The sequence below is a fragment of the Streptomyces sp. NPDC088812 genome (assembly GCF_044750285.1).
In the GTDB taxonomy this organism is placed as follows: domain Bacteria; phylum Actinomycetota; class Actinomycetes; order Streptomycetales; family Streptomycetaceae; genus Streptomyces.
The window spans coordinates 1-22,621 of record NZ_JBIVJP010000034.1 but is presented as its reverse complement, the minus strand read 5'-3'; the positions used below and the strand labels follow the sequence as shown (position 1 = coordinate 22,621).

The window sequence follows — 22,621 nt, the reverse complement described above, 5'->3', positions numbered from 1 at the left end:
CGTGCGGGCGGCGGGTCACTCCGCCTCGACGAGATGAGACAGCGGGACATTGAGAGCGCGGGCGATCCGCAGGAGGGTGGAGAGCGTGACGTCCTGGCCGCCCTCCGCGCGCTGAAGCGTGTACCTGCTGATGCCCGCGCAAAGCCAGACGTCGTCTTGAGTCCGGTTCTGGTGGAGCCGCTCCCGCCGGATGGCGTCACCGATCGCGCGGCGGTGGTCGGCGATCCATGAGTCGTCGTCGGGCAGGGCGTGCACCCGTCCCACGCTCGACGGGTCAAGATCAAATGTCTGCCCAAGTCATTAGGCTTTCCTAGATCAAGAACCGGTCAGTACTGCAAGGGCCAGGCCAGCTAAAACACCCGTTCGGATGACGTGATCATTGACCCATTGTCAACGAACAAAGGCGCGTCACAGGATGACTGCACTCTCCACACACCCCTCCACCCAGCACGGCGACAGGCGACACCCCATGAACGACGAGCACGGCCGCCCCACCCCGGACTGCACCCTCACCGACTTCCAACGAGCCCGCGTCAACTTCGCCCGCATCGACCTCGAAACCGCCCGCACAGCCGACCTCGCACAGCTGGACGCTGCGGGCCTCATCCTCCTCGTCGAGAAGCTACGACGCCGACTCGACGAGACGCTCCATCTGGTGGACGAGATCACGCAACCTGGCCAGTCACCCCAGCAGAACAACTGAGTACTCTAAAAACGTTTGTGGTCCCAGACGGTGATGCCGGCGCACCGGCGCACCGCGAGGCACGCCTCGGTCAGGTCCCCGTACCACTCGGCCTGCCGGGCCAGCTTCTCCTCGGTCACCGGCAGCTGCATCCGTACGTCGACCTCGGTGAGCGCGGTGTCCAGGCCGAGGCGGGCGAACCGCCGGAGGTTCTCCTCCAGGCTCGTCGGATAGCCGTACTGGAGGGCGAGATGGGCCTGGAGGCCGATGCCGTCGAGGGGGACGCCCTGGGCCTTCAGCTCCTGGGCGAGGGCGTGGTAGGCGTCGCTCTTCGGGCCGACGGCCTCGATGTTGTAGTCGTTGAGGTAGAGCTTCGCCTTCGGGTCGGCCTGGTGGGCCCAGCGCAGGGCGTCGGCGATGTAGCCGGGGCCGAGCGTCCGGTAGAAGACCGTCTCCCGGTAGGTGCCGTCCTCGTTGAACGCCTCGTTGACGACGTCCCAGGCGTAGACCTGGCCCCGGTAGTGCCGCACCTCGGTCTGGATGTGGTTCTTCAGGACGGCCCGCAGCTCGTCGGCCGTCCACTCCCTGCTCGTCAGCCAGCCGGGCAGCTGGCTGTGCCAGACCAGGGTGTGGGCGCGGACCTCCTGGTGGGCGGCTCGGGCGAGGCCGACGATCTCGTCGCCCGCGGAGAAGTCGAAGACGCCCTGCTGCGGCTCGGTGGCGTACCACTTCATGCCGTTGCCGGGCGTGATCATGTCGAACTCGCTGCCGAGGACGGCCGTGTACGGCTCGTCGGCGAGTTCGGGGTTGTCGGTGGCACTGCCGAAGTAGCGGCCGTGCCGCTGGGCGAGTTCGGCGAGCGTCCTCGCCTCGTGCTGCTCGCCCGCCTGCGCGGCCGGGCCGCTCGCGACACCCGCGGCGACGAGGGAGGCGGCGAGGGCCCCGGCGAGTCTGAGCCGGGTGCGGGAGGTGCGGAACGTGCGGGACATGGTGCGACTCCTCACGATCGGTGGTGTGGGTGAGCCGTACGAGGCGGTGGTGCGTCCGCGGGCGCGCGTCATCCCTTCGTGGCGCCGGCGGTGAGGCCGCCGACGAGCTGGCGCTCGGCGACGGAGTAGAAGGCCAGGGCGGGGACCATGGCCAGGACCAGATAGGCGAAGACCCGGGCGTACTCGGCGGAGTACTGGCCCTGGAACTGCTGGACGCCGATGGGGATCGTCCACCACGTCGAGTCGGTGAAGACCAGCAGCGGCAGGAAGAAGTTGTTCCAACTGCCCACGACGGCGAGGACGGAGACCGTGCCGAGGGCCGGGCGGGCCATGGGCAGCAGGATCCGCCAGAAGAAGCCGAGGGGGCCACAGCCGTCGAGGGTGGCGGCCTCCTCCAGTTCGGCGGGGATCTCCCGGAAGAAGCCCCGCAGGATCACGATGGTCATCGGCAGGCCGAAGGCGGCCTGCGGGAGGATCACACCGAGCGGGTTGTCCAGCAGGTCCAGCGAGCGCAGCAGCAGGAACAGGGGCAGGGCGGCCACCGCGAAGGGGAACATCAGCCCCATCGTGAACAGGGTGAACAGCGCTTCCCGGCCGCGGAAGGCGAACCGGGCGAAGGAGAACGCGGCGAGCGCGGACACCGCGACCACCACGATCGTCGTACCGACCGCGATGAGGGTGCTGCTGCCGACCAGCCGCCAGAACGAGCCGGCGCCCAGGATGTCGGTGTAGTTGGCGGTGATCCACGCGTCGGGCAGGCCGACGGGGTTGCGGGAGAGCTCGTCGGTGGACTTGAAGCCGGACAGGACGGCGTAGACGAGGGGCACGGCCATCACCGCGCCGACGGCGACGAGGACGAGGTGCAGGGGAAGGGTCCGGCCGGTCCTGCGGACGCTCACGGCACCGCCGGACGTGCGGGCGCGCACGGCACCGCCGCTCCTGCCGGGGCGCACGGAACCGTCTGTCTTGCGGACGCTCATGAACCGCCTCCTCGCAGGGTGGTGGTGGCCCCCTCCAGGTCGCGGCGGAGCACGAACCGCTGGTAGGCGAGGGCGAAGACGAGGCTGATGGCGAACATGGCCACGCTGATCGCGCTGGCGTAGCCGACCTGGTAGCGCTTGAAGCCGTACTGGAACATGGTCACGGCCATCGTCTCGGAGTGGTGGTCGGGGCCGCCCGCGGTGGTGACCCAGACCAGGTCGAAGAGCTGGATCGAGCCGATGACGGACAGGAAGACGCTGATCCGCAGCGTCGGCGCGAGCAGCGGCAGGGTGACGTGCCGGAAGCGCTGCCAGGGTCCGGTCCCGTCGATGAGGGCCGCCTCGGTCAGCTCGGCCGGGACGGACTGGAGTCCGGCCAGGTAGAGCATCATGTGGAAGCCGAAGTACTTCCACGTCATGACCAGGAACAGGGTGGCCATGACGGTGGACGGGTCGGCGAACCACTGCCCGCCCAGCCCGTCCAGGCCGACCGCGCCGAGGACGTGGTCGGCGAGGCCGTCGTCCGGCGCGAAGATCATGCCGAACAGCACGCCGGTGATCGCCTCGGAGAGGATGTACGGCGCGAAGAACAGCATCCGGTACACGGCCCGGCCGCGGATCCGCTGGTTGAGCGCGACCGCCAGGGCGAGCGCGAACGGCAGTTGGAGAACGAGCGAGAGCAGCACCAGGAGGAGGCAGCGCCACAGGTCACCGAGGAAGACGGGGTCCTCGAAGAGCCGGGTGAAGTTGTCGCCGCCGACGTAGTCCTCGGGCATGCCGAAGCCGCCCCAGCGGAAGAACGCGGCGTACAGCGCGAACAGCATCGGCAGCAGCACCAGCGTGCCGAACAGCACCAGGGCGGGCACCTGGAGGCCGACGGCGGTGAGCCAGTGCCGCGCGCGCCGGGCCCGTCCCCGGGCCGGACCGGCGGCCGGGGGCGGGAGCACGGCGTCGGCGTCCGGGCCGCTCCGCTCGTCCGGGAGATAGGTCGAGGTCATCGCGGGCTACTGCTCTTCCTTCGCGACCTTGGTGATCGACTCGGCGACCTGCTGGGGCGACTTGGAACCGGCGATGAGGGCGGCGACGCTGTCGTTGACCTCCTGGCCGAGGGCGGGCGCGTACGCCTGGTCGAGGTAGAGCTGGAAGCCGGTGGCCGCCTTCAACTGGGTCTGTACGGCGGTGAGGTTGGGGTCGGTGAGGGCGCTCTCGGCGGCCGGTACGACGGGCAGGACGCCGGTCTTCTCGACCAGTTCGGTGTCGGTGGCGGCGGAGGCGAAGAACTTCAGGAAGTCCACGGCCGCCTGCGGGGCGCCCGCGCGCAGGGCGTGGCCACCGCCGCCGCCGAACACCTCGGTGAGCGCGCCCTTGCCGCCCTCGACCGCGGGGAACGGGAAGAAGCCCAGGTCCGTGCCGAGCCCCTTGCCCGCGTCGGCCTGCACCACGGGCGCCCACTGGCCCATGAGCTCCATGGCGGCCTTGCCGTTGCCGACGGTGGCGGCCTGCCCGGTGGGGCTGGAGTAGGCGGCGCCGAGGAAGCCCTTCTGGAACGGCTCCAGGTCGACCAGTTCCTTCAGGTGCTGCCCGGCCTGGACGAAGCCCTCGCCGGTGAAGTCCTTGTCGTCGCCGGCCTTCTGGACGGCGTCGGCTCCGGCGGTGCGCATCGCGAGGTAGGCCCAGTAGTACATGCCGGGCCACTTCTCCTTCCCGGCCAGGGCGAGCGGGGTGACACCGGCGGACTTCAGCTTCCCGACGGCGTCGAGGAATCCGCTCCAGGTGGTGGGCGGCGCGTCGATGCCGGCCTGCCGGAAGAGCGCCTTGTTGTACCAGAAGCCGATCATCCCGATGTCGAACGGGATGCCGTAGGTCCGGTCGTCGAAGAGGTACGGCTCACTGGCGACCGGCAGCAGGCCCTTCGCCCAGTCCTGGGTGCGCTCGGTGAGGTCCTCGACGAGCCCGGCGTCGATCTGCTGCCGCAGGACGCCGCCGCCCCAGGTGTGGAAGATGTCGGGAAGCTTCCCGGAGGCGGTCAGGGCCGTCATCTTCGACTTGTAGGCGTCGTTCTCCAGCTGAACGATCTTGATCTTGACGTTCGGGTTCTGCGCCTCGAACTGCCGGGCCAGACCGGCCCAGACGTCCTTCGTCGGCTGGGTGGTGGAGATGTTCCACCACTCGATGGTGGTCGTCCCCGACGACCCTCCGTCCGAGTCGCCGCCGCAGGCGCTCAGTGCCGTCATGCTCAGACCGGCCGCGGCGGAGGCCGCCAGGAAGCCGCGGCGGGACAGTGCCGGGTGGCCCATCATGCGCTCCTCGGGGTTCGGGACGGCACACACCGCTGTCCGTCCGATGTCGAAAGTTTCGCTTGAGATTCGGAAAGCTTCGCTGCTGCCGCACCCTAGAGACAGGCTCCGAGGGGTGGCAACCCCTTGAACACAGGCAATCCGGCGGGTGCGGTTCAGCGGGTCGGCCGGTGCTCGCACCAGTCGAAGGCCGCGGTGCCCTCGGTGACGTAGAGCCCGATGACCCTGCCGGTGAAACCGCCGGCCACCTCGGTGGAGAGGTACCGGCCATCGAGCTCCGCCAGCGCCTCGGTGCCGTCCGCCGTTTCGACGGAGAAGGCGATCGTGTCGGGACCGGCCGGGCGCACCCCGTCGGCCCGCTGCCCCGAGGCCGTCACGGACGGCGCCACCTGGTCGGTCGTGCGGATGTCGACGACGAGGGTGAGGGGACCGGGCGGCACCGGCCGTCGTGCGACCCACTGCCGTACGGGCCCGATCCGGACGACCACGCCTGCCTCTCCCCCGCTCACCTCCAGGTCGTAGTGGTGGGCCTCGTCGAGGCGGACGGAGAGCCCGGCGCGCCCGGATCCGGGCTCCAGACGGGCCGCCGTACGGCAGTCGGGGTGGCGCTGGCGGCGGCCGACGAAGGTGTGCCCCGGACGGTCGAGGCTGTCGCCGGTCGCGGTCAGGGTGAGCCGGCCGGGGCGGTCGCTCAGCGACCAGGAGCCCTCGGGCCTGCGGCGCGGGGAGATCCAGTGGGGGGCGAGGACGGGGGCGTCGAAGTCGTCCCGCTCCGGCTCGGGCGGGACGGGGTGCCAGGCGCCCGCCGGCGCGGGGTGCCGCTCGCGCACCGGACCCGTCCGGGGCCAGCCGTCGACCCACTCGACCGGGACCAGGAAGGTCTCCCGGCCGAGCACGTGGAACCGGGGGAACCAGCCGCGCGGACGCGTCCCGAGCAGCACCATCCACCACCGGCCGTCGGCCGCCTCGACGAGGTCGGCGTGACCGGTGCACTGGACGGGCAGATCGGTGCCGGCGTGGGTGAGGACGGGATTGGCGGGGGCGGCCTCGTACGGGCCCAGCGGCGACCTGGCCCGCGCGACGGACACGCTGTGGCCGTGGGCCGTGCCGCCCTCGGCCAGCATTAGGTACCACCACCGCCCGATGCGGTACAGGTGCGGGGCCTCGGGATGCTGGAGTCCCGTCCCCGACCACACGGGCACCGGCCCTTCGAGCACCTCGCCGGTCACCGGGTCGATCCGGGCGACCCGCACCCCCGAGACCGCACACCAGCAGGAGCCGTCCTCGTCCCAGGCGAGGTCGGGGTCGATACCGGGCAGGTCGATCCAGACCGGGTCGGACCACGGCCCCTCCGGCCGTTCGGCGGTGACGAGGAAGGTCCCGCCGCCGGCGACATTGGTGGTGATCATGTAGAACCGGCCGTCGTGGTACCGGATCGTCGGCGCGTAGATCCCCGCGGAGGCCGGCAGGTCGTCCGGCAGCGACAGTTGGGCCGGGCGGTCCAGGACGTTGCCGATCTGGCGCCAGTGGACGAGGTCACGGCTGTGGAAGACCGGGACGCCCGGGAAGTACTCGAAGCTGGAGCAGACGACGTAGTAGTCGTCGCCGACCCGGCAGACGCTGGGGTCGGGGTGGAAGCCGGGGATGACGGGGTTGCCGTAGGTCCGGCCGGCCGCGCCGTCGTCCGTCGCGCCGTCCGCCATGGCGTCCGTGGTGCCGGTGGCCGTGGTGCCGGTGGCCGTGTCACCCGCCGCGTCGCTCGTGGCGCCGCCGCCCCCGCCGCCCGCCCTGCGATCCGTGCCGTCGTTCGCCTTCATGTGCCTGCACCCCTTCGGGAGACCGAAGCGGTCGAAACATTCGGTCTCTTCGACGAACATTACGGAGCGGACTGTAGGCGGCGGCCGACGGCTCGGCAAGGAGGACGTCGCACGGCGTGCTCCGGGGCCCGGCGCCCGGCCTCGGATCGCACCGCCTATCGTGACCGGCATGCAGTCCTACACCATCGGCCAGGCCGCGCGGCTGCTCGGCGTGAGCCCGGACACCGCGCGCCGCTGGGCGGACGCGGGCCGAGTGGCGACCCACCGCGACGAGACCGGACGACGCCTCATCGACGGCAAGGACCTCGCCGCGTTCTCCGTCGAGCTCGCGGGCTCCGGCAGCGGCGAGGAGGGCGCCTCCTACACCTCCGTGCGCAACGCGTTCCCCGGCATCGTCACGGCGATCAAGCTCGGCGACGTCGCCGCCCAGGTCGACATCCAGGCCGGTCCGCACCGCCTCGTCTCCCTGCTGACCCGGGAGGCCGTCGAGGAACTGGGCCTGGAGGTGGGGATGGAGGCCACCGCGCGAGTGAAGTCGACGAACGTGCACATCGACCGGGTCTGATCGGGCGCTCTCCCGTGGACCGACGTGCAGGCGGCGGGTGACCAGCGTGGAGGGCGTGGACTTCGGCGGCACAGACGCGCACATCCCCGGCATGGAGGTCATGGGGCCCTACGGTGGGGTCCCATGACCTTGAGCATCCGCAACCAGCTCTCCGGCACCGTCAGCGACGTCACCCCGGGCGAGGTGATGGCCACCGTCAAGGTCCGGCTCACCGGAGGCCCCACGCTCACCGCGGCGATCACCCAGGAGGCGGTGACCGAGCTGCATCTCGCCCCGGGCTCCACCGTGCAGGCGCTGGTGAAGGCGACGGAGGTGTCCCTCGCCACCGGCCACCTCGAGGGCCTGTCCATCCGCAACCGGCTCCCCGGCACGGTCGTGGGCCTCACCCTCGGCGCGGCCATGGCGTCCGTGAAGGTCTCCGTCGCGGCCGGCGAGCTCACCGCGGCGATCACCCGGGAGGCGGCCACCGACCTCGGCCTCTTCGTGGGCTCCGACGTCGTCGCACTGATCAAGTCGACCGAAGTGGCCCTGGCCACGGCCTAGCCGTGCTGTCCGGGCAGATCGGTCAGGCCCGGCACGGCCGGGGGCCCCGTCCGGCACGGACGGGGCCCTCGACTGCCCGCTCAGTCCTCGTACGCGTCCAGCGGCGGGCACGAGCAGACCAGGTTCCGGTCACCGAAGGCCTGGTCGATACGGCGCACCGGCGGCCAGTACTTGTCCGCGGCGGACACCCCGGCCGGGAACACGGCCTCCTCGCGCGTGTAGGGGTGCTCCCACTCCCCGCCGAGCGCGGCCGCGGTGTGCGGGGCGTGGCGCAGCGGGTTGTCGTCGGCGGGCCACTGGCCCGAACCCACCTTGTCGATCTCCGCACGGATCGCGATCATCGCCTCACAGAACCGGTCGAGCTCGGTCAGGTCCTCGGACTCGGTCGGCTCGATCATCAGCGTGCCGGCCACCGGGAACGACATCGTCGGTGCGTGGAACCCGTAGTCGATGAGCCGCTTGGCCACGTCGTCGACGCTCACCCCGGTCGCCTTGGTGAGCGGCCGCAGGTCGATGATGCACTCGTGCGCGACCAGCCCGCCGGGGCCGGTGTACAGCACCGGGTAGTGCGGCTCCAGCCGCTTGGCGATGTAGTTGGCGGACAGCACCGCCACCTGCGTGGCCCGCTTCAGCCCGTCCCCGCCCATGAGCCGCACGTACGCCCACGAGATCGGCAGGATGCCCGCGGAGCCCCAGGGCGCGGCCGAGATCGGCCCCACGCCCGTCTCCGGCCCGGCGGCGGGCTGGAGCGGGTGGTTGGGCAGGTACGGCGCCAGGTGCGAGCGCACGGCCACCGGCCCGACGCCGGGGCCGCCGCCGCCGTGCGGGATGCAGAACGTCTTGTGCAGGTTCAGGTGCGAGACGTCACCGCCGAAGTGCCCCGGCTTGGCGAGTCCGACGAGCGCGTTGAGGTTGGCGCCGTCGACGTACACCTGCCCGCCGGCCTCGTGTACCCGGGCGCAGATGTCGGCGACGTGCTCCTCGAACACGCCGTGCGTCGACGGATACGTGATCATCAGGACCGCGAGCTCGTCCCGGTGCTTGTCGATCTTCGCCCGCAAGTCCTCGACGTCGATCTCGCCGTCCCCCGCCGTGCCCACCACGACGACCTTCATGCCGGCCATCACGGCGCTGGCGGCGTTGGTGCCGTGCGCGGACGACGGGATGAGGCACACGGTCCGCTGCTCGTCACCGTTGGCCCGGTGGTACCCCCGTACGGCGAGCAGGCCGGCCAGCTCGCCCTGCGACCCGGCGTTGGGCTGGAGGGACACCTTGTCGTACCCGGTGACCTCGGCGAGACGTTCCTCCAGCTCATGGATGAGCGTGAGGTAGCCCTCCGCCTGCTCGGCGGGCGCGAACGGGTGCAACTGCCCGAACTCGGGCCAGGTGACCGGCTCCATCTCGGTGGTCGCGTTGAGCTTCATGGTGCAGGAGCCCAGCGGGATCATGCCGCGGTCGAGCGCGTAGTCCCGGTCGGCGAGCCGGCGCAGGTAGCGCAGCATCGCGGTCTCGGAGCGGTGCCGGTGGAAGACGGGATGGGTGAGGATCGCGTCGGTGCGCAGCAGCCCGGCCGGCACCGCGTCCTCGGTCGCCGCGTCGAGTTCCTCGATGTCGCCGTCGACCCCGAAGGCGGCCCAGACGGCACTCACCTGGGCCCGCCCGGTGGTCTCGTCGCAGGCGATCGACACCTGGTCGGCGTCGACGAGGCGCAGGTTGACGCCGTTCTCGCGCGCGGCCGCGACGACCTCGGCGGCCCGGCCGGGCACCCGCACGGTCAGCGTGTCGAAGAACGAGCCGTGCACGACCTCGACACCGCCGGCCCTGAGGCCGCCGGCCAGGACGGAGGCGTACCGGTGGGTGCGCCGCGCGATCGCCCTGAGCCCCTCGGGGCCGTGGTGGACGGCGTACATCCCGGCCATGACGGCGAGCAGCACCTGCGCGGTGCAGATGTTGCTGGTGGCCTTCTCCCGGCGGATGTGCTGCTCACGCGTCTGGAGCGCCAGCCGGTAGGCCTTGTTCCCGTCCGCGTCCACGGACACGCCGACGAGCCGGCCGGGCAGGCTGCGCGCGAACTTCTCGTGGACGGCCATGTAGCCGGCGTGCGGCCCGCCGAAGCCCATCGGCACACCGAACCGCTGCGTCGTGCCGACCGCGATGTCCGCGCCCAGCTCACCGGGCGACGTCAGCAGCGTCAGCGCGAGCAGGTCGGCGGCGACGGTGACGAGCGCGCCCAGCGCGTGGGCCTGCTCGACGACCGGCCTGAGGTCGCGTACGGCGCCGGAGGCACCCGGGTACTGGAGGAGCACGCCGTTGATCTCGCGCTCGGCGACCTCGGCCGGGATCCCGTCGCCGAGGTCGGCGACGACCACCTCCACGCCCGTCGGCTCGGCCCGCGCCTCGATCACGGCGATGGTCTGCGGCAACGCGTCCGCGTCGACCAGGAACAGGCCCTTCTTGTTCCTGCCCATGCGGCGGGAGAGAGCCATCGCCTCGGCGGCGGCGGTGCCCTCGTCGAGCAGCGAGGCACCGGACGTGGGCAGCCCGGTGAGGTCGGCGACCATGGTCTGGAAGTTCAGCAGCGCCTCGAGCCGCCCCTGGGAGATCTCCGGCTGGTACGGCGTGTAGGCCGTGTACCAGGCCGGGTTCTCCATGACGTTGCGCAGGATCACCGGCGGCGTGAACGTCCCGTAATAGCCCAGGCCGATCATGGAGTCGAGGACCTGGTTGCGGTCGGCCAGCGAGCGCAGCTCGGCCAGCACCTCGGCCTCGGACCGCGCGTCCGGCAGATCCAGCGCGTCGGCGTTCTTGATCACATCGGGGACGGCGGCGGCGGTGAGCTCGTCCAGCGAGCCGTACCCGACCTGCGCGAGCATCTTGGCCCGCGCCTCCTGGTCGGGCCCGATGTGGCGCTGCTCGAACGGGTTGGCCCGTTCGAGGTCGGAGAGCGGAATGCGAGGGGCGGTCATTGCGGAGGCCTCCTGGTCTGACGCGACCTTCGAGGGGCACCACGGCACGGGTACCCGGACGGCCTCCCCCTCTGTCATCTCGACCTGAGAGCTTCACCGGCCGCCCGTGGACGCCCGGCTTTCACCGTCGGTGAGGGCGGAAGCCATCGACGTCCGCCCTGCTTTCCAGAGTGACCTCGTCCGTGCGGTACGTGGGCCTGAGAGATTCCGGGGAGGATTTGCTCCTTCGGCGCCTCCGGTGTTCTGCCGGAGGACTCTCCCGCACGGGGTCAGCAGCCGTAGTCAGACTACCAGCGAGGTCAACGGTGCCCCCCTGTCGAGTGGCCGCCATCACAGATGTGCTCTTTTGTAGTGCTTACGGATGAGTTGCGACCAAGTGGAGGGCCCGTGCAGACCGACATCGATCCGCGCAACCTGATCGGCCGCAAGGCGTTCGACCGTCATGGCACCAAGATCGGCACGATCGACGAGGTCTACCTCGACGACGCCACCGGCGTGCCGGAGTGGGCGGCGATACGGACCGGCCTGTTCTCCCGGGACGCCTTCGTCCCCCTGGAGCCCAGCGAGCTGGTCGAGGGCACCCTGCGCGTCCCCTTCGACCGCTCTCTGATCAAGGACGCCCCGGACTTCGGCGTCGGCCGCCACCTCTCCCCGGAGCAGGAGCTCCAGCTCTACCACCACTACGGACTCGACGTGGGCGCCCCTCCCCCGGCGGTGGACCACGACTTCGGCACCCTGGCCGGCCGGGACGACACCTGACCCCGGTCAGCCGCAGGCCCGCAGCAGCCGCGCCAGCATCCCGGCGGGATCGAGCAGGACACGCGCTCCGTCCCGCACGACCCGCCGGGTCCCGGCGTCGACGGGGTCCGCGCGGGCCCAGTCCGGCGCGCCGATGCCCACCTCGACCTCCAGCCCGGAGGCGGTGACCTGCCGCCACTCGGTGACCGGCCCCCACGCCCTGACACGGATCAGCTCACCCAGGGCCAGCTCGCGGAACCAGGCGTCATCGTCGGCGTACCCCGCGGCCCGGGTCGTCAGGACGACGAGGTCGACATCGGAGTCCTGCCGCGCCGCGCCCCGGGCCCATGACCCGACCAGCAGCACCCCGACGACGTCACTCCGGCCGAGGGCCCACGCCGTGACCCGCTCCACCACCGTCCGGACCTCGGCACACCGCTGCGGCGACACCACGGAAGCACCCTCCCCGGTCACCGGACGGTCCCAGGTCGCCCCGCCGGCACCCCGCCCGCCGGCCCCGCGTCCCCGACCTCCCCCGCCACGTCCGCCACCGCCTCGTCCGCGTCCCCCACCGCGCCGTGCGTCGTCGGGACCTCTTCCGGTCTTCGCCGGACCAGCGGCAGCGGATCCGCCGGCTCCAGGTCCGGGTCGTCGATCCGGAACGTGCGCACCCGCCCCACCTCCGACTGCGGTGTCTCGAACCGCACGGTGACCCGCCCCAGGCCACTGCCCTGCACCCAGCCGTGCCCCAGCACGGCGTGCCGCACATCGTGCCCCGGACGCCACTGGTGCCCGTCCGGCACCGCGTCCTCCCGCACCGGCTCGTCCGGCACCTCCTCCTCGACGCCCTCCGCTCTCGCCTCGGCCACCTGCGCGAACAGATCCTCCTGGGTGAAATCGGCCAGGCCGCTGACACCGACCCCGAGCAGCCGTACCCCGCCCGTGGTGTCCACCGCGTCCAGCAGCCGGCCGGCCGCCTCCCGCACCACCGCGGGATCGTCCGTGGGCCCCCGCAGGGTCTCGGACCGGGTGAGCGTGGAGAAGTCGTACCGCCGCACCTTCAGCACGATGGTCCGCCCCGACAGCCCGGCCCCCCGCAGCCTGCGCACACACCGGTCGGCGAGCCGCTGCACCTCCAGCTCCACCCGCACCCGGTCATGGATGTCCACGTCGTAGGTGTCCTCGACCGACACCGACTTGGCCTCCCGCTCCGCCACCACGGGCCGGTCGTCCCGCGCCAGCGCCATCGCGTACAGGCCGTGCCCGTGGGCCTTGCCCAGCAGCCGCACGAGCTCGTCCTCACCGGCCTCGACGATCTCGTCGACCGTGGTGATCCCCGCCCGGCGCAGATGGTCACCGGTCGCCGGACCCACCCCCGGCAGGGTCCGCACCGGCATCGGCCCGAGCAGCGCCCGCTCCGTGCCCGGCTCGATCAGCACCAGGCCGTCGGGCTTGGCCTGCTCCGAGGCGATCTTCGCGAGCATCTTGGAGCCGGCCAGTCCCACCGATCCCGTGAGGCCGGTGACCGCACTGATGTCCGCCCGCAGCCGCACCCCGGCCAGCCGCGCCGACCCGCTGTCCCAGGCCGCCTCCCCGGCCTCCAGGTCCACGAACGCCTCGTCCAGGCTCAGCGGCTCGACCAACGGGGACAGGGACCGCAGCAACCCCATCACCTGGTCGCTGATCGACCGGTAGAACGCGAAGCGCGGGGTGAGGTAGGCGGCGTTCGGCGCCAGCCGGCGGGCCTGGGCCATGGGCATCGCCGAGTGCACCCCGAAGACCCTTGCCTCGTACGAGGCGGTCGCCACCACCCCGCGCGGCCCCAGCCCGCCCACGACGACGGCCTTCCCGCGCAGACTCGGCTTGGACGCCTGCTCCGCCTGGGCGAAGAAGGCATCCATGTCGAGATGCAGGATCGTGGGCGCGTTTCTCACATCTCCGATGCTGCACCACACCACTGACAACGGCACCGGACCGACCCACAACGGCACCGGAGCACCGGACCGCCCGCATGTCGCGCCCTTGTGCTCCCGGACGGCCCCGGGACGCCGTCCCGCCGCCCCCGACCGCCCGCCCGGCACCTCTCCGATCGGGGGCCGCCCGCCCGCACCCGTCGGGTCTCAGACCGCCCGGTTGCGCCGCCGCGCCAGCTCGTCCGCCGGGTTGTGCCCGACGAGCGTCTCCCCGGTGTCCACCCGCTCGCCGTGCAGCTGGGACAACGCGCTCTCGACGTCCCGCCACACCACGCCCACCGCGATCCCGAAGATGCCCTGGCCACCCTGGAGCAGCGCGTGCACCTCGTCCGGCGAGGTGCACTCGTAGACCGTGGCACCGTCGCTCATCAGCGTCATGCGCTCCAGGTCGCGAAACCCGCGCTCACGGAGGTGCTGGACGGCGGTGCGGATGTTCTGCAGTGAGACACCGGTGTCGAGGAACCGCTTGACGATCTTCAGGACGACGACGTCCCGGAAGCTGTACAGACGCTGTGTTCCGGACCCGTGCGCGGGCCGCACACTCGGCTCGACGAGCCCGGTGCGCGCCCAGTAGTCCAGTTGTCGATAGGTGATGCCGGCGGCCGCACACGCCGTCGGGCCCCGGTAGCCGATCTGCTCGGACGCCATGGACGCCGTCCCTCCGCTGCTCGGCACGGCCGCCGGTCGCTGGGGAGCGAGGTCGGCCCCGCCGCTGTGCGCGGGGTACCCCCTGCCCGAGCGCAGCCGAGAACTCGGGGAAGGGTACGGACCGCTCTCCCCGACACCGAATCCGGGGGCACCCCCAGCCGTACCGTCGCCGCTGCTTCCCACGCCGACCTCCGTCCTTGACCTGCCTTCTCGACGGTAGGCAGTCACCAGGGGTGCGTCAACGATCGCCACACTCGCCACGCCGAGTGATAATCACCCAAGGAGTGGTTTCCCGCACCCCACCGCGGGGAAAGGCTAGCCGAATGCGCGGAGCGGGAGCCGTGGGCCGCTCTCACGGGCCACCGGCACATGACAGGCAGGGCACGCCCCGGCGCCCTTCCGCGCGCGGCCCGTCCCGCCGACCGGGCACGGGCGGGCACCGCCCGCTACTGGTTGCTGCTGCCGAAGTCCTCCGGCGAGATCTGGTCGAGGAACTCGCGGAACTTCTCCACCTCGTCCTCCTGCTCGTCCGGGATGGCGATGCCCGCGTCGTCCAGGACCGTGTCGCTGCCGTAGATCGGCGTCCCGGTGCGCAGCGCCAGCGCTATGGCGTCGGACGGGCGCGCACTCACCTCGACACCACTGGCAAAGACCAGCTCGGCGTAGAAGACCCCCTCGCGCAGGTCCGTGATGCGCACTTCCGTGAGCTCCTGGCCGACGGCCTCCAGCACGTCCTTGAACAGGTCGTGGGTCAGCGGCCGCGCGGGAGCCATGCCCTGCTGGGCGAAGGCGATGGCCGTCGCCTCCCCCGGTCCGATCCAGATGGGGAGGTAACGGTCGCCCCCCACTTCACGCAGCAGCACGATCGGTTGGTTGGAGGGCATCTCGACCCGGACACCTACGACATCGAGCTCGTTCACACAGCAACCCTAGGCCGTGCCCGGGACGTTTGGGTAGTCGGGCCGGGAACGGGTGACCGATCCGGCCTCCCGGAGCACCCACCCGTCAGGGCAGCCGCACGCCGAGCGCGGTCTGCACGAGCGCCGCGTGCAGCCGGACCGTCAGCCCCGCGAGCTCCTTCGTACGGGCCTCCGCATGGGCCCTGGTCTGGGGATTGCGATGCCGACGGAGCGGGGCGACCACCTGGTCCACGAGCCCCGCCTCACGGTCCGCGGCGGCCTTCATCACCCGCAGGTGCCGGGGCTCGATACCGAAGCGCCCCAGCTCGGCGACGAGCGAGGCCACCGTGGCCGCCTCCGCGTCGTACACCCCGCCCTCCAGGGGCACGAGGAGCCCGTACGCCTCCCACTCCTCGAGCTCCGGCTCCTCTACCCCCGCGGCCGCCAGCAGCTCGGCCCGCCCGATACGGGCCACCGTGGGCACGTCGGACAGCTCGGGCACGGCCTCACCGTCCCGCTGCCGGCCCACGGTCGGCAACGGCCCGGCCTCACCGCGCTCCATGGCGTCCAGGTGCTCCCGGATCACCTTGAGCGGCAGATAGTGGTCCCGCTGCATCCTCAGCACGTGGCCGAGGCGCTCGACGTCCTCCGCGCTGAACTTGCGATACCCCGAAGGGGTCCGCTCCGGCTCGACCAGTCCCTCCGACTCCAGAAAGCGGATCTTCGAGATGGTGACGTCGGGAAACTCGTCACGCAGCACGTTCAGCACCGCGCCGATGCTCATCGGACCGCCGTCCACGGCGGCGGTGCCGTGACCGGCACCGCCCCTCGGTGTTCGCAGCATGGACCTTCCCTGGGGATACCCCCGGACGGAACCCGGGGGAGGGTCAGTAGCCTCGCTGGCTCGCGTAGAAGACCAGCCGGTACTTGCCGATCTGCACCTCGTCACCGTTCGACAGAGCGACCTCGTCGATCCGCTCCCGGTTGACGTACGTGCCGTTCAGACTGCCGACGTCGGCCACCGTGAACGAACCGTCCGGCCGACGGCGGAACTCCACATGACGGCGCGAGACGGTCACGTCGTCGAGGAAGATGTCGCTCTGCGGGTGACGACCGGCCGTGGTCAGGTCGCCGTCCAGCAGGAAACGGCTGCCCGAGTTGGGCCCGCGACGCACGACCAGCAGCGCGGAGCCGAGCGGCAGCGCGTCCACCGCGGCCTGCGCCTCGGGGGAGAGCGCCGGCAGCTGCGTCTGACCGGTGGTCTCGGAGTCGTAGGCCTCGAGACCGGAGATGGAGATGGTGGAGGTCGTCTCCGACGCGCGCTCGGGCGTCAGACCCGGCCTCAGCGGCGCGCCGCAGTTGGAGCAGAAGCGGCTGTTCTCCGCGTTGCGGTTACCGCACCTCGTACACACCAGGGCCGTCATAGGGGAAAACCCTCCACCCGTACTCGAGGTCGACGGTTGGCCGAAACCTATGCCGCCGGCCTGGGCAGGGTCAACCGACGCCCCGCCCTGGCCTCCCGGAATGTCACCGCCCGGACCAGCCACCTGGTCGCGGAACAGCGGCCGCTCACCCTCCGCCTCGGGCTGTGCGCGATGACGGGCGGTCGCGTTGTCGCTGCCCTCTCGCGCGCTCTTGCCGAACAACTTCGCAAACAACTTCACGGGCGATTCCCCTTGACCGAAACAGACCCGCCCGTGGGGCAGGACGAACCCTGACTGAATACACCGGCCGACCCGGACACCTTCACAACGTCCGTATCCACCAGACAGTTTCCACCACGCACCACCCGATCGGTGCGCCGACCCCCCGCAACCTCATGCCCCTGCCGGACGACCCCCATGCACCCCCGGTTCACTGGGAGGACGACCGAGCGTAGTCAGGCTGCTGCGCCGCTCGCAAGGCGTCCACGACGATCTTGGTCGATCGCTCGACGGTCACGGTGGCCTGCTCCTTCTCAAGAGTCTGCACCACGCCTCCAGGGATGTTGAGCGCCGGTTCGAGGTCCTGCGGTTTGCCGATGACCTTGAAACGATAGGGCGCGTTGATCTTGTTCCCGTCGACGCTCACGCTCTTGCCGGAATCCGTCAGAAACGTGCCGGCGACGACCCGTACACCGTTCACCTGGATCGCCTCTGCCCCCGCCGCGCGCAGCTCCTGGATCGCGTCGAGCAGCATGTCCGCCTCGACCGTCCCCTTCGTGTCCTCGATGGTCATGGTGATGCCGGGTCCCTGGGCGGCCACCGTGCCCGCCAGGACACCCAGTTGCTTCTCCTTCTCGACCGTCTGCTTCCGTGCCTCTTCGGCCTGGTCGGAACTGTTCTCCAGCTCCTGCCGCTGCTCCTCGAGGCCTTGCTTCTCGTCCTCAAGACGCTGAGTGCGGTCATCGAGTTCATCGAGGATGCGCACGAGATCCTCCTGGCGCGCGCCGCGCAGGGCGTTGCCGCTCTCGCTGTTGGAGGCGACCTGGACGGCCAGGCCGAAGCCGAGGCCGAACAGCAGCACGGCGACGATGAGTTGGGCCCGGGTCACGCGCGGCGGCCACAGTCCCTGCACCAGCCGCTGCCGCCCCGTCAGCGCGGGCTCCGCGGCCTGCCCCGGCCCCTGCTGCTGCGCGGGCACCGCGGGGACCTCCGCGGGCAACTCCCTGCGCAGCCGGGTCGTCGCCGTGTCGTCCTGGTGCGACCCGTTGCCGTGCGGCTCGTGACGGTGCGTCCCGCTCCGGTGTGTCTCGTCCCGGCGTGTCTCGTCCTGGTTGTTCATCGGCCTCACGCCCGGAACACGTGCCGACGGATCGCCGCGGCGTTGGAGAAGATGCGGATGCCGAGGACGACCACCACACCCGTGGACAGCTGGGACCCGACGCCCAACTCGTCGCCCAGGAAGACGATCAGTGCGGCGACGACCACGTTCGACAGGAACGACACCACGAAGACCTTGTCGTCGAAGATCCCGTCCAGCATGGCCCGCAGCCCGCCGAACACCGCGTCCAGCGCCGCCACGACGGCGATCGGCAGGTACGGAACGACAGCGGCCGGAATCTCGGGCTGGACCAACAGGCCGGCCACGACGCCCACGACGAGGCCCAGTACGGCGATCACGATGTGTCCTTCTCAGTTATCGGCTGTGCTGTACGTACGATCACACTCGGCGCGGCGGGCACCCGGACGTCGTCCTGCACGGAGATGGCGGTCCGGATGCCGAAGTTCTCCTGCAGGGCGTGCAGGTACAGCCCGTCGGAGCTGTCCTGGAACCGGCTGCTGAGGTTCTTCCCGTCCCCCACCGCCAGCACGGTGTACGGCGGCACCAGCGGTTTGTTGTCGACCAGTATCGCGTCGCCCGCGGCCCTGATCGCCGACAGCGCCGTCAGTCGCTGCCCGTTGATGGAGACCGCCTCGGCGCCGGAGGCCCACAGCCCGTTCACCACACGCTGCATGTCACGGTCGCGCACCCGCCCGGTGTCGGAGAACCCGGAGGTCTCGCGGGCGTCGCCGTCGCCGCCCGTGGAGGCTTCCTCGGCGTCGTCCACGACGAGTTCGATCCCCGGCCCGTGCACCGCGACGGCACCCGCCAGCATGCCCACCAGCTCCGCCTGCTCACCGCCGCCGCTGTCCCTGAGCGCCTCGCGCTGCCGGGCGCTCACGTCGGCGCGCAGTTCGTCGACGGTGTCCTCGAGCTTGTCGGCCGCCTCGGTCTCGCGGTCGATGCGGTCGATCAGTTCCTCGCGCTCCTTGGCGACGACCGGGGCGGCGGTCCGCGCCTGGGCCGCGCCGACGGTCACCACGAGGGCCGCGAGCACCAGCCCGGCGGCCAGTCCCAGCCTGGCCCGCAGGGTCTTGGGCAGACCCCCGGTGCCGTCGGCCTGTCTCCGGGCGGCCGCTTCGGCGTACCCGTCGTCGAGGCTGTGGTCCATGACGTTGGTGAGCAGCGACATGGACGCGTCCGGGCGCGAGGCGCGCGCGGGTGTGCTCCGAACGGGGGGCTGCTGCGGCATGCCGCACATCGTCGCATGTCGCGGCCACTACCTGTGAACGACCCCACCGGCGTGCCGGACAGGCCTCCTTCGGGGCCACCTGTCCGGCACGCGCGCGTGGAGGTGCTGTCAGCGTCCGGCGCTGTCCACCACCGTCGCCCATTCGTCCAGCAGGGCCTGCGCGGAGGCGTCGTCGGGGCCTTCGGCCCACAGGTGGGTGACGGCCTCGGCGGGGTCCGGCAGGACCATGACCCAGCGTCCGTCCGTCTCCACCACCCGGACGCCGTCGGTGGTGTCCACGAAGCGGTCTCCGGCCGCCTCGACGACCCGCCGCATCACGAGCCCCTTCACGGCCCACGGGGTCGCCAGATCCCGCTTCAGGACGTGTGCCCGCGGGATCCGCGCGTCGATCTGGCTCAGCGTGAGCTGCGTCCGGGCCACGAGCCCGATCAGCCGCACGAACGCCGCGGTCCCGTCGAAGACGCTGCTGAACTCCGGGACGATGAAGCCGCCCTTGCCGTCCCCGCCGAAGATCGTGGACTCGTCCCGCCCGACCCGGGTGAGGTCGTCGGGCGAGGTCGTCGTCCACTCGACCTGCGTCCCGTGGTAGGCCGCCACCTGTTCGGCGATCCGGGTCGTCGTCACCGGCAGGGCGACGCGCCCGCTGCGGCGCTCGGCGGCCACCAGGTCGAGCATCACGAGCAGCGCCCGGTCGTCCTCGATGATCCGGCCCTTCTCGTCCACCAGGGACAGCCGCTCGCCCACGGGGTCGAACCGCACGCCGAACGCGGCCCGCGAGGACGCGACGATCTCGCCGAGCCTTACGAGCCCCCGGCGCCGCATGTCGGCCGTCTCCGTCGGCCTGGACTCGTCCAGACCGGGGTTGATGGTCAGCGAGTCCACCCCGAGCTTGCCGAGCAGGCTCGGCAGGACGAGCCCGGCGCTTCCGTTCGAGGCGTCGACCACGACCTTCAGGCCGGACTCGGAGATCCCGGTGGTGTCCACGTTCCGCAGCAGCGACCCGGTGTAGGAGTCGAAGACGCTGGCCGGGAAGTGCAGGTCCCCGATCTCTCCGGGGAACGCCCGCCGGTACTCCTGCCGCGCGAACACCCGGTCCAGCTTCCGTTGACCGCCTTGCGACAGATCGGCGCCCTGTCCGTCGAAGAACATGATGTCCACGGAGTCCGGTACCCCGGGCGAGGTCCGGATCATGATGCCGCCCGCGCTGCCCCGAGCGGTCTGCTGCCGCGCCACCGGCAGCGGTACGTTCTCCAGGTCCCGTACGTCGATGGCGCTGGCCTGCAGCGCGGAGATGACCGCCCGCTTCAGCGCCCGGGCACCACGGGAGTGGTCGCGGGCGGTGGTGACGGTGGAGCCCTTCTTCAAGGTGGTGGCGTAGGCACCGGCCAGGCGCACGGCCAGTTCGGGCGTGATCTCGACGTTCAGGATGCCGGAGACGCCCCGGGCACCGAAGAGGTGCGCCTGTCCGCGGGACTCCCAGATCACCGACGTGTTGACGAACGCGCCGGCTTCGATGGTCTTGAACGGATAGACCCGCACATTGCCCTGCACGATCGATTCTTCACCGATCAGGCATTCATCACCGATGACGGCCCCGTCCTCGATCCGGGCGGCCCGCATGATGTCGGTGTTCTTCCCTACGACGCATCCGCGCAGATTGCTGTGCTGCCCGACGTACACGTTGTCGTGGACGACGGCCTTGTGCAGGAAGGCGCCGCTCTTCACGACGACGTTGGAGCCGATGACGCTGTGTTCGCGGATTTCCGCGCCGGCCTCGACCTTGGCGTAGTCACCGATGTAGAGGGGCCCGCGCAGAACGGCGTCGGGGTGGACTTCGGCGCCCTCGGCCACCCATACGCCCGGGGAGATCTCGAAGCCGTCGAGTTCGACGTCGACCTTGCCTTCGAGCACGTCGGCCTGGGCCTTCACATAGCTCTCGTGCGTGCCGACGTCCTCCCAGTAGCCCTCGGCGACATAGCCGTAGATCGGCTTGCCCTCCTTCATGAGCTGCGGGAAGACGTCACCGGACCAGTCGACGGGCACGTCGGCCTCGACGTAGTCGAAGACCTCGGGTTCCATCACGTAGATGCCGGTGTTCACGGTGTCCGAGAAGACCTGGCCCCAGGTCGGCTTCTCGAGGAAGCGCTCGACCTTGCCTTCCTCGTCGACGATCGTGATGCCGAATTCCAGCGGATTGGGCACTCGCGTCAGGCAGACGGTGACCAGCGCGCCCTTTTCCTTGTGGAAGTTGATCAGTTCGGTGAGGTCGAAGTCCGTCAGTGCGTCGCCGGAGATGACGAGGAAGGCGTCGTCCTTCAACGCCTCCTCGGCGTTCTTGACGCTTCCGGCGGTACCGAGTGGCTTCTCCTCGTTGGCATAGCTGAGCTCCATTCCGAGCTCTTCACCGTCACCGAAGTAGTTCTTGACCAGTGACGCCAGGAACTGAACAGTGACGACGGTCTCGTTGAGCCCATGCCTTTTGAGCAGCCGCAGAACGTGCTCCATGATCGGCCGGTTGGCCACCGGCAGGAGCGGCTTGGGCATGCTCGAGGTCATAGGGCGAAGGCGCGTGCCTTCGCCTCCGGCCATCACGACGGCCTTCATGTCGGAAGCGTCCTCCTTGAAGAGACGACGGTCTAGCCGACTTCACCCGTCCAGATTGTCCCGCACTTTTCGGCGGCGGGCCATCGAGCCACTTCTCAGCAGGCGATCGGCGGGCTCAGTCGGCCATGGCGTCCGCACGGACCAGGCGGCGGACTTGTACCACGTAGAGGACTCCTGCCCACCAATAGAGCGTTGTACCCCACCCGGCGAACGCCCATCCGAAAATGGCAGCGAGTGACGCAAGCCATCCGGTTCCGTCACTGAGCAGGAGAAGCGGGAAGGCGTACATCAGGTTGAAGGTGGCCGCCTTCCCCAGGAAGTTCACTTGCGGCGGCGGATAGCCGTGCCGTCTGAGGATGCCCACCATCACCAGCAGGACCAGCTCCCGCGCGAGAAGTACAGCCGTCAACCAGAGGGGCAGAATGTCCCGCCAGGTGAGGCCGACCAGGGTCGAGAGAATGTAGAGCCGGTCCGCGGCCGGGTCGAGGAGCCGGCCGAGGCTGCTGACTTGGTTCCAGCGTCGCGCGAGCTTGCCGTCCAGGTAGTCGCTGACCCCGCTCAGAGCCAGCACCAGCAGGGCCCAGCCGTCGCTCTGCGGCCCCCCGAACTCAGGCCTGAGAATCAGCCACAGGAACAGCGGTACGCCGACGAGACGCGCCATGCTGAGGATGTTCGGGATGGTGAGGACCCGGTCGGTCTGAACACGGGTCTCCTGGACCTCCACCCGGGGGCCTCCAGTAGGAAAACGAGCCAACGATGCCCCCCGACCTTACCTCAACGCAAAAAAGCTCTGGCTCCCGGGTTGTATGCCCGGGAGCCAGAGCTCCAATGATTGTTCGGCGGCGTCCTACTCTCCCACAGGGTCCCCCCTGCAGTACCATCGGCGCTGAAAGGCTTAGCTTCCGGGTTCGGAATGTAACCGGGCG

22 protein-coding genes, 1 rRNA gene and 1 riboswitch are annotated in these 22,621 nt (G+C 70.6%); of the genes, 4 read left to right on the top strand and 19 right to left on the bottom strand.

Translation table 11 applies throughout. The annotated features are described in order from the left end of the window. Window positions 1-15: 15 nt before the first annotated feature. Window positions 16-255 (bottom strand): helix-turn-helix domain-containing protein, encoded by a 240-nt coding sequence (locus tag ACIP67_RS40215; RefSeq protein WP_401698917.1) that lies wholly within the window; start codon window positions 253-255, stop codon window positions 16-18. 214 nt (window positions 256-469) lie between these two features. Here ACIP67_RS40215 and ACIP67_RS40210 point away from each other — a divergent pair, with 214 nt between their 5' ends. Beyond that, the gene (locus ACIP67_RS40210) at window positions 470-703 is read left to right on the top strand and encodes a hypothetical protein (RefSeq protein WP_401698914.1); all 234 of its coding nucleotides are present in this window, start codon (window positions 470-472) and stop codon (window positions 701-703) included. Window positions 704-708: 5 nt separating this feature from the next. On the opposite strand, the gene ACIP67_RS40205 is transcribed toward ACIP67_RS40210, so the two are convergent. From ACIP67_RS40205 to ACIP67_RS40185, 5 genes are all read right to left on the bottom strand, one after another. Beyond that, the gene (locus ACIP67_RS40205) at window positions 709-1,671 is read right to left on the bottom strand and encodes an endo-1,4-beta-xylanase (RefSeq protein WP_401698912.1); all 963 of its coding nucleotides are present in this window, start codon (window positions 1,669-1,671) and stop codon (window positions 709-711) included. A 68-nt stretch (window positions 1,672-1,739) separates the two neighbouring features. Beyond that, window positions 1,740-2,504, bottom strand: a complete 765-nt coding sequence (locus tag ACIP67_RS40200; protein ID WP_401699146.1) for a carbohydrate ABC transporter permease — start codon at window positions 2,502-2,504, stop codon at window positions 1,740-1,742. Between the two features lie 143 nt (window positions 2,505-2,647). Then, entirely contained in the window at window positions 2,648-3,649 is a 1,002-nt protein-coding gene (locus ACIP67_RS40195) for a carbohydrate ABC transporter permease (protein WP_401698910.1), read from the bottom strand. A 6-nt stretch (window positions 3,650-3,655) separates the two neighbouring features. After that, window positions 3,656-4,948, bottom strand: a complete 1,293-nt coding sequence (locus ACIP67_RS40190; protein ID WP_401699143.1) for an extracellular solute-binding protein — start codon at window positions 4,946-4,948, stop codon at window positions 3,656-3,658. Window positions 4,949-5,103: 155 nt separating this feature from the next. After that, on the bottom strand, window positions 5,104-6,651 hold the full coding sequence (locus ACIP67_RS40185) for a glycoside hydrolase family 43 protein (protein ID WP_401699141.1): 1,548 nt from the start codon (window positions 6,649-6,651) through the stop codon (window positions 5,104-5,106). A gap of 283 nt (window positions 6,652-6,934) precedes the next feature. Between ACIP67_RS40185 and ACIP67_RS40180 the strand changes: the two genes are divergently transcribed. After that, entirely contained in the window at window positions 6,935-7,330 is a 396-nt protein-coding gene (locus ACIP67_RS40180; protein WP_385074085.1) for a molybdopterin-binding protein, read from the top strand. 123 nt (window positions 7,331-7,453) lie between these two features. After that, on the top strand, window positions 7,454-7,873 hold the full coding sequence (locus ACIP67_RS40175) for a molybdopterin-binding protein (protein WP_401698907.1): 420 nt from the start codon (window positions 7,454-7,456) through the stop codon (window positions 7,871-7,873). An 80-nt stretch (window positions 7,874-7,953) separates the two neighbouring features. Here the strand turns inward: ACIP67_RS40175 and gcvP are convergent, their stop codons facing one another. Beyond that, window positions 7,954-10,839, bottom strand: coding sequence for an aminomethyl-transferring glycine dehydrogenase (gcvP, locus tag ACIP67_RS40170; protein ID WP_401698905.1), 2,886 nt, complete (start codon window positions 10,837-10,839; stop codon window positions 7,954-7,956). Between the two features lie 175 nt (window positions 10,840-11,014). Then, window positions 11,015-11,111: riboswitch (glycine riboswitch) on the bottom strand. Window positions 11,112-11,226: 115 nt separating this feature from the next. Between gcvP and ACIP67_RS40165 the strand changes: the two genes are divergently transcribed. After that, window positions 11,227-11,598: a PRC-barrel domain-containing protein gene (locus ACIP67_RS40165; protein WP_401698902.1), complete on the top strand. Its 372-nt coding sequence runs from the start codon at window positions 11,227-11,229 to the stop codon at window positions 11,596-11,598. Window positions 11,599-11,604: 6 nt separating this feature from the next. On the opposite strand, the gene ACIP67_RS40160 is transcribed toward ACIP67_RS40165, so the two are convergent. The 12 genes from ACIP67_RS40160 to rrf all read right to left on the bottom strand — a co-directional run. Then, complete coding sequence (locus ACIP67_RS40160; RefSeq protein WP_401698900.1) at window positions 11,605-12,030, bottom strand: nucleotidyltransferase domain-containing protein; 426 nt, start codon at window positions 12,028-12,030, stop codon at window positions 11,605-11,607. 17 nt (window positions 12,031-12,047) lie between these two features. After that, complete coding sequence (locus ACIP67_RS40155) at window positions 12,048-13,511, bottom strand: DNA polymerase IV (protein WP_401698898.1); 1,464 nt, start codon at window positions 13,509-13,511, stop codon at window positions 12,048-12,050. Window positions 13,512-13,697: 186 nt separating this feature from the next. Beyond that, entirely contained in the window at window positions 13,698-14,381 is a 684-nt protein-coding gene (locus ACIP67_RS40150; RefSeq protein ID WP_401698895.1) for a MerR family transcriptional regulator, read from the bottom strand. Between the two features lie 263 nt (window positions 14,382-14,644). Next, window positions 14,645-15,118 carry a bifunctional nuclease family protein gene (locus ACIP67_RS40145; RefSeq protein WP_030833746.1) on the bottom strand — a complete coding sequence of 158 codons (474 nt, stop codon included), beginning with the start codon at window positions 15,116-15,118 and terminating at the stop codon, window positions 14,645-14,647. 85 nt (window positions 15,119-15,203) lie between these two features. Next, complete coding sequence (locus ACIP67_RS40140) at window positions 15,204-15,941, bottom strand: MerR family transcriptional regulator (RefSeq protein ID WP_401698893.1); 738 nt, start codon at window positions 15,939-15,941, stop codon at window positions 15,204-15,206. 43 nt (window positions 15,942-15,984) lie between these two features. Next, the gene (locus ACIP67_RS40135) at window positions 15,985-16,869 is read right to left on the bottom strand and encodes an FHA domain-containing protein (RefSeq protein WP_389517467.1); all 885 of its coding nucleotides are present in this window, start codon (window positions 16,867-16,869) and stop codon (window positions 15,985-15,987) included. Window positions 16,870-16,951: 82 nt separating this feature from the next. Continuing rightward, complete coding sequence (locus ACIP67_RS40130; RefSeq protein WP_401698890.1) at window positions 16,952-17,860, bottom strand: DUF881 domain-containing protein; 909 nt, start codon at window positions 17,858-17,860, stop codon at window positions 16,952-16,954. Between the two features lie 5 nt (window positions 17,861-17,865). Continuing rightward, window positions 17,866-18,198 (bottom strand): small basic family protein, encoded by a 333-nt coding sequence (locus tag ACIP67_RS40125; RefSeq protein ID WP_030798533.1) that lies wholly within the window; start codon window positions 18,196-18,198, stop codon window positions 17,866-17,868. Beyond that, entirely contained in the window at window positions 18,195-19,100 is a 906-nt protein-coding gene (locus ACIP67_RS40120; RefSeq protein ID WP_401698886.1) for a DUF881 domain-containing protein, read from the bottom strand. The genes ACIP67_RS40125 and ACIP67_RS40120 overlap by 4 nt, the downstream gene beginning before the upstream one ends. 99 nt (window positions 19,101-19,199) lie before the next feature. Next, window positions 19,200-21,695 carry a sugar phosphate nucleotidyltransferase gene (locus ACIP67_RS40115; protein WP_389517373.1) on the bottom strand — a complete coding sequence of 832 codons (2,496 nt, stop codon included), beginning with the start codon at window positions 21,693-21,695 and terminating at the stop codon, window positions 19,200-19,202. Window positions 21,696-21,810: 115 nt separating this feature from the next. Further along, window positions 21,811-22,419 carry a CDP-alcohol phosphatidyltransferase family protein gene (locus ACIP67_RS40110; protein ID WP_401698884.1) on the bottom strand — a complete coding sequence of 203 codons (609 nt, stop codon included), beginning with the start codon at window positions 22,417-22,419 and terminating at the stop codon, window positions 21,811-21,813. A gap of 110 nt (window positions 22,420-22,529) precedes the next feature. Further along, a 5S ribosomal RNA gene (rrf, locus tag ACIP67_RS40105) occupies window positions 22,530-22,621 on the bottom strand; the annotation flags it as partial.